A 7,805-nucleotide genomic window follows, 5' to 3' on the forward strand; every position below is an offset into this window, starting at 1 on the left:
AAATTTTAGCAAGTGGTAGCAACGACCAAACAATTCGGTTATGGAATATTCACACCGGACAATGCTTAAAAATTTTGCCGGGACATACCAGTCGAGTCATGTTTGCTACCTTCAGTCCTAATGGGCAAACATTAATCACTGGTAGTGAAGACCAAACCGTGAGAGTTTGGGATGTGAACACGGGTGAGTGTCTACAAATCCTAGAAACTCATATCAATTGGGTGCTATCTATTGCTGTGAGTCCTGATAGGCAAACACTGGTCACTGCAAGTGATGGCACAACAGTAAAATTTTGGGATTTAGCCAGTGGTGAGTGCATAAGAATATTACCAGATTACAACAGTTATGTGTGGGCAGTTGCCTTCAGCCCAGACGGCAAAACATTGGCAACCGGGAGTGAAGATAAAACAGTCAAGATATGGGATACTTTAACAGGAGAGTGTTTACAAACTTTGCATGAGCATAGCGAACGCGTTTGGTTGGTTGCTTTTAATCCAGATGGACAAACTCTAATCAGTGCCAGTGAAAACCAAACGATGAAGCTGTGGGATGTTCTGACAGGACAATGCTTGAGAACAGTGGATGGATACAGCAATTGGGTGTTATCTGTCGCTTTTAGTTCAGATGGTCAAATGCTGGCAAGTAGTAGCGAAGACCAAAGGGTAAGATTGTGGGATGTTGTGACAGGCGAATGTCTACAAACTTTACAAGGACATACTAACTTGGTTTCGTCAGTCACTTTTGCACCACAAAATATAAATGTTCGCACAGGCAAATTCATCACTTCAGATGTTGAAACGAAGCAAAGAAGTCAAATTTTAGCAAGTAGTAGTGATGACACAACCATAAAGCTTTGGGATGCAAGTACGGGTGAGTGTGTGAAAACACTTTGGGGACACAGTAGTTGGGTAAATGCAGTCAGTTTCAGCGATGATGGACAAATTTTAGCAAGTGCTAGTCGTGACCAAACGCTAAAGCTTTGGGATTGGCGCACGGGTGAATGTTTGCACACTCTAGAAGGACATACTCATCGCGTCAAAACAGTTGCTTTTAATTCTCAAAGTTCAATACTGGCAAGTGGTAGCGACGATAACACCGTCAAGCTTTGGGATGTGAGTACAGGAATTTGTTTACAAACGTTCCAAGGACACAGTGACTGGGTTTTATCTGTTGTGTTTAGTCCCTGTGCAGGCATTCTTGCAAGTGCTAGTGGAGACCAAACAATTAAGCTGTGGGATGTTTCTACAGGGCAATGTTTACAAACATTTCAAGGACATACATATCGAGTCAGGACAATCGCCTTTAGTCCAGATGGCAAAACTTTAGCGAGTGGGAGTGACGACCAAAAAGTTAAACTGTGGGATGTGAGTACAGGTGAGAATTTAAAAACATTTGCAGGACATCATAAAGCAGTCCGGTCAGTTGCGTTTAGTCCCAATTCTCCCTTATTAGTCAGTTGCAGCGAAGACGAAACCATCAAGCTTTGGAATATTGAAACAGGCGAATGCGTGAAAACGATGAGAATCGATAGACCCTATGAAGGTATGAATATTAAAAATGCCATTGGTTTAACAACTTCTCAGAAAAACACATTGAAAGCTCTGGGGGCAGTAGAGAGATAAATTAGAGGTATGATTTTAGTGTTCTCGTCCGCCTAGGACTGTAAGTCCCAGGCTTATAGGCAAAGTCCATTAAAATGGACTTGCACTGTAACTTAGTTTTGAGTAAATGTCAACACTATTTCATAGAAGTATTGGTGGTTTACTCGTAATGGTGCAAGATATCAGGTAAGCTACTCTTACAAAATTTGGTAAAAAATTTGGGTGCAATATCGAATATGGAAAATCAAGAATCGAAAAAAGATCCTGAAAGTCAAGTAACATCTGAAACAGATGATGTTAAGAAAGATATTGATCTAAAAAAGAAAGAATTAAAAACAACTACTGAAAATGAAGTTGTAGATGATACGGAAGGTAATTCGCGTTCTCCGGGAAAAACAGACAGAGGTTTATAGCCTAATACCGTTTAGTATGTAGAGACGTTGCATACAATGTCTCTACTTCTCATTTGTTGAGGAGCGCGATCTGCCTCACGCTCATGCGCTCGCGCTTTGCGCGTGAGGCAAGCGAAGCGATCGCTCTTAAAAGTAAGAACTAGTTGTCGCAGAGGCGGCGATCGCTTTGACTCACATTAGGGTTATTTTTTAGATAGTTCTGCACCCAATTGCAAGCAGGCTGCATTAGCTTATCCAGCGAAAAATCTTCTAAATTCCACAAAATCACTTTTCCTGCACCAGCAGACACAATTTTCTTGCCGTTGAGGCTGAAAACAATGCTCCTAATCCAATTGCGATCTCCATGTCCATAAAGAGTTTGCAGTTCTTTTCCCTCTAGAGTCCAAAGTTTGACAGTTGTGTCTTCACTTGCTGAGGCGAGCATCTGACCGTCAGGGCTGAATACAACGCTAGTGACCCAAGTTGTATGCCCAGTTAGGGTTTTATAAGCTTGAGTTTCAAATTGACCTGTAAAGCCTCGCTTCCACAGTTTGATGCTTCCGTCGAAACTTGCCGAGGCGAGCACTTGACCGTTAGGGCTAAATACAACACTGCTAATGTCACCTTTATGTCCGGTGAGGGTTCGTAGTACCTGACTCCGATCAAGATTCCAGAGTTTGACTGTATTGTCATCACTAGCAGTAGCAATTGTTTGACCATCAGGGCTAAAAGCTACGCTGAAAACTTTACCGTTATGCCCGGTCAGGGTTTTATAAGGTTGAATTACAAATTCACCTGTGCTGTCGTCCCGCTTCCAGAGTTTAACAGTTTTGTCGTCACTAGCAGTAGCAATTGTTTTACTATCGGGGCTGAAAGCGACGCTTTTGACCCCACCATCATGCCCGGTAAGAGTTTGCAATTCTTCACCCTCAATGCTCCAGAGTTTAACAGTTTTGTCGTCACTAGCAGTAGCAATTGTTTTACCATCGGGGCTGAAAGCAACACTCCAGACCCAATTGCGATGCCCAATAAGGGTTTTGTAAGGTTGAGTTTCAAATTGACCTGTGCTGTCCCATTTCCACAGTTTAACGGTTCCATCGATACTTGCCGAAGCGAGCATTTCACCATTAGGGCTGATAGCAATTCTCCAGATTGCCCGCTCATGGACATTACTAAGGGTTGGTAGTTTTTTGCCCTCAAATCTCCAAAGCTTGACTGTACGGTCAGTTGAGGAGGCTAAAGTTAGGGTCTTTTTGTCAGGGCTAAAAGCGACGCTGGAAACCCAACCTGTATGCCCAGTCAGAGTTTGCAGTACCTGACCTTGAAGATTCACAAGTATAACTGTTTTGTCCTCAGTTGCTAAAGCAAGCATCTGCCCAAACCCCTGCGGGGACGCTACGCGAACGGGGCTAAAAGCAACGCTACGAATTGAACGGATATATACGCCGGGGGTTATGTCATCAGGTTGAGTTTCAAATTGACCTGTGCTATTTCGCTTCCAGAGTTTGATAGTTCCGTTTAAATTTGCCGAAGCCACCAGCATTAGACCATCGGGGCTGAAAGCTACGCTTGTTACCTCGCCATCGTGTCCGGTAAGAGTTTGCAGTTCTTGACCCTCAATGCTCCAGAGTTTGACGGTGCTGTCTTCACTAGCAGTGGCAATTGTCTGACCATCAGGACTGAAAGCTACGCTTTTGACACCAGCATCATGTCCGGTAAGAGTTTGCTCAGGTTGAGTGTTAAATTGACCTGTGCTATTTCGTTTCCAGAGTTTGACGGTTTTGTCATCACTCGCAGTGGCGATTGTTTGACCATCAGGACTGAAAGCTACGCTTTTGACACCACCACTGTGTCTGGTAAGAGTTTGCTCAGGTTGAGTGTTAAATTGACCTGTGTTATTTCGTTTCCAGAGTTTGACGGTTTTGTCATCACTCGCAGTGGCGATTGTCTGACTATCGGGACTGAAAGCTACGCTTTTGACCTCAGCATCATGTCCAGTGAGGGTTTGTAATTTTATACCCTCAAGGCTCCAGATTGTTACAGATTTGTTAGTACTACCTACGGCAATTGTTTGACCATCAGGGCTGAACACCACGCTTGCTAAAAGATCGTAATCTTCTTCCAAGCGGTTGAACTCTTTCACTCTCTCTGTATAAACCACCTTTTGCAGCGTTCCTCTCACTCGTGCTAATTCTGCATCTGGCTTGAAAAGTCCAAAGGGTAAAAGTTTATCGAGAGCCTTTCCTGCTCGCAAAGCATCAATTACCGCCTCGAAATCTTGATTAGAACGCCACTCTGCGTCTGAGGCTTGCTCAAAAGCCTTAATTTGTTCTATCTGCGCGTTTCTCTGACCAATCGTAGCAAATCCCGAGAAAACTGTTAAAGCTAGCAGAGGAAGTAAGCCAAAACTACTTAATCTTAATCGATTATTCCATCTATACTCAATACTTTTTTGAATCAACTCACTAGCCAAAGCTGATAGTGCAAAGAGTGAAGCTTGTTCCTTTTGAAATGCTTTAGCTTCGTTTAACTGTTTACCCGCAAGCAGATAATCTTTTGACTTTCCCTTATCTCTCCATTCAGTAGCGGCTGCTTCAATTTTGCGGTGTTGTATCAATTTATCTCGATTGATCGAGATCCATTTTCGTAAGCGCTTCCATTCACGAATTAATACTTCGTGAACAACTTCTACTGTTTCTTCTCCAGATTTATCATTACGTCCTGTTACTACTAAACGTGCTTCAGAACTCGCTAAATGAGTAACTAATTCCCAATTTCCACTCCCAATTTCCTGATGAGTAGCAACACGCCTAGTATCTTTTGTTGCTTCACCTAATCGCACTAATGCCAGAAAAACTCGTTGTGTCTGTTGTTGTTGGGACTGACTTAGTCTGGAATAAACTTGTTCAGCGTGTTTAACTAGTGCTTGTTTGAGACCACCAATTTCGTCATATGCTCTATGAGTCATTTCACCATTTTTCTGGTTATCCCACAACTGTGTTAAAGCAAATTCTAGTAATGGTAAATTACCGGGTTCATTCCCAATATCATCTAGTATTCTTTCAGCTAAATACGTTTGTAATTTTACATTTAACTTTTGAGCAGGTTGTTCAATAGCTGCCTGTAATTCTTCTCGACGCATTAAGCCCAATGGTGTGTGTTTGAATTGCTGCAATGCCTCACAAAAAGGAAGATAAGAGAGGACATAGCCGTAGAAATCGGCTCGTAATGTAAAAACTAATGTTATGCTTTTCTGCGAAACAGTAGCCAATAAAGTATCAATGAAGCGCTGCTGTTCTTGCTTATCTTGACATTGAGTGTAAAGTTCTTCAAACTGATCTACAACTAACAAAAAGCGTTTATTAGATTTATTTTCTAGAATTTGAGACGCTACCTGATGCAGCTTAACTTCGCCTTTTTTTAGACTTTCTGCCAACTTGCTAACCTTGATGACTTTGTCTACACCATCAAGATTTGGTTCTAATTGACGTACTAAAGCAAGAGCAAGTTCATCAAATGGTTGGCTTTTGGGACGCAATGATTCAATTAACCAAATACCTTTTTCTCGCAATTTTGGAATTAACCCAGCAAACACAACTGAAGATTTTCCACTTCCACTTGCACCAATGACTGCAACCATTGGTTGTTGGTTAGTCATCCTAAACAATTCATCAGTAAATTTCTCTCGTCCAAAAAAGAACGCAGTATCTTTCTCACCGAAAGCAGATAAACCAAGGTATGGATTGGGAGGAATATCACCTGCTTCAAACTGAATATCAGCAGGGTGAATTGATGTTGTTTTCAATACGGGAATTTGGTCTTCTTTTAATCTTATCAGCTCTGTACGGCCTAAATTAAAAGCAAACTCTACTGTTTCTCCAGCACCTAAAGCATCGTAGAATGCCACAGCAAAAGCGATCGCAGCTTTATCCCCAATAGTCTGATTCATGCCAACGACATACTGAATGTACTGGCTGATAGCTTCTGCTTGTACGGATGAGTAGCAGGCATTTAAAACGACGCACTCAACCCCCTTAACTGCAAATAGCTTAAACAGTTGTGAAAGTGTTTCCTGATCTACAAGTGTTGGTTGCCCCGTATCATCCTCTAGTACAATTCCATTAACTCCTGTACCATGCCCACAGAAATGCACTATTTGCGGCTGGTGTTCTAGAATTGCCAGGTAAAAGTCTCGCGAGCGCACTGCCCCTTTCTGTACTAACCTAAACTGTCCACCCTTTGGAGCATGTTGTAATGCTTCTTCAATTGAGCGCACTTCTGCATCTAGTCTTAGTCTTGCGGTACTCGCAGGATTTGCTGCCAGAATCAAAATTGTTTTGACACCTGTGGTGTTACTCATGGCAGCCTTCAAATTGCATAAGTAGGATTTCTACATATTCTAATAGGTGCAACCAATATTAGCTTATGCACCACGCGATCTGACTTTATGAATGTCGTCAGCCAAGGAAATACTCGCATCTGGTGTGGGCACCAAAGTTGTCTGTTGAGGGCGCACAGTTGTGATGGTCATTTGACTGCTTACCCAGTCGTCACATAATTCTTCTTCCTCTGGTTTGGCTCTGATGTCACGAGATGGAATCCGGTTCATCAAACGATTCAAGGTTCCCTGACCACGACGGGGTGCTGGTACTGAGCGAGAAGGTAAATCAAGTTCGCTTTGTTGAAGCAAGGTAGCATCAAATTCGGCGGTACTGACAATCAGTTTGAGAATATCTTTAAATTCGGTAATTCCTTGTTCCCGCCATAGTTTTTCTGGAACTGTGGCAGAAATCGAGTTACCTCCTAATGCCCAAGCTTCTTGTCCTGGTTGTAGCCAGAGTCCTCCTCCGTCAAGTAAATCAGCACTGACGGCGTAGCGGTCTGTTAAATCCAACAGAGAGCAGTACAGTGGTTCATGACTGGTGTTTTTCAGCTTAACTCTAAAAGAGGGCGACTTCCACTTGTTATTTTCCTGCCGATATTCCAAGCGCAGTTGCACATCTTGGAGTTCTTGTGCGTTTTGTTCAATGACCATTTGGACTGCATCAGGTTGAATGCGACTGCTGGCGGGACTGGAGAGTTCAACGATATTTGTCCAACGAGCAATATGTTCTAATCGCTGAATGACTTGTAAAGCTGTTGCGGTTGTGTAACCCTGAATTTCAGCAACTAACGGACGGTCATCAGCGGGTCGTGTTATGAAATATTTACCATCACGAGCAACCAGTTGGAACTCGGTTTCTTCAAGGGTGGTGACTTCGCGAATATATAAGGAAGGTTGACTTTGAGGACCAGCTTGCAAGAGTGCAGTGCGAGCAAGTTGTACCCCCGCTTCTTCTCCTGTGATCAACACTCCTTTGGGTGGTAAGGGTAAACTGGTGACAACTGCTTTAAAAGTTGTGTCAGGGTTTAAGTTTTCTATACCGCTGATCTGAATTTTACTAACTTGTGGTAGGACTTGCAGGACTTTTGCTTGAGCGATCGCCCCTGACAATTGACGCAGTTGTTCAAAAGAACTATCAAAGGGAAACAACGCTAGTAAGGTTGTCTCATCTCCAACAGGTTGAGGAATTCCGTGAACTGCACCGCCATCAATTACCCAACCGTGGTCTTTGTGATCACAAACAGTGAAGTAGGGAGTATGTTCGGCGATCGCACCCCCAAGAAAAGGTTGGTCTAAGCCCCCCACAACTGTTGCTTCGATTTGCGGAGATTGTGCTGTCACTTTACTGCGAACCAAAGCATTGGTACGTTTGATTGACACTCCCCTGCCTAAAGGCGAGGGGATTCTACATTCATCGTCAGAACTTGC

3 protein-coding genes and 1 pseudogene are annotated in these 7,805 nt (G+C 43.0%); 2 read left to right on the forward strand and 2 right to left on the reverse strand.

The annotated features are described in order from the left end of the window. On the forward strand, window positions 1-1,622 hold a 1,622-nt coding region (locus tag DP116_RS29440; protein ID WP_246275686.1), incomplete at its 5' end, for a WD40 repeat domain-containing protein. A gap of 215 nt (window positions 1,623-1,837) precedes the next feature. Next, window positions 1,838-2,014, forward strand: coding sequence for a hypothetical protein (locus DP116_RS18165; RefSeq protein ID WP_169156508.1), 177 nt, complete (start codon window positions 1,838-1,840; stop codon window positions 2,012-2,014). A 139-nt stretch (window positions 2,015-2,153) separates the two neighbouring features. On the opposite strand, the gene DP116_RS18170 is transcribed toward DP116_RS18165, so the two are convergent. After that, window positions 2,154-6,353, reverse strand: a complete 4,200-nt coding sequence (locus tag DP116_RS18170) for an nSTAND1 domain-containing NTPase (protein ID WP_169156509.1) — start codon at window positions 6,351-6,353, stop codon at window positions 2,154-2,156. Between the two features lie 63 nt (window positions 6,354-6,416). Next, window positions 6,417-7,805: pseudogene (locus tag DP116_RS18175) on the reverse strand (caspase family protein); the annotation flags it as partial.

This window comes from Brasilonema bromeliae SPC951 (assembly GCF_012912135.1).
Lineage (GTDB): Bacteria > Cyanobacteriota > Cyanobacteriia > Cyanobacteriales > Nostocaceae > Brasilonema > Brasilonema bromeliae.

Bases quoted from the DNA above. Each gene is read 5' to 3' on its own strand.
- DP116_RS18165 (WP_169156508.1), top strand. From the start codon at position 1,838: ATGGAAAATCAAGAATCGAAAAAAGATCCTGAAAGTCAAGTAACATCT.
- DP116_RS18170 (WP_169156509.1), bottom strand. From the start codon at position 6,353: ATGAGTAACACCACAGGTGTCAAAACAATTTTGATTCTGGCAGCAAAT.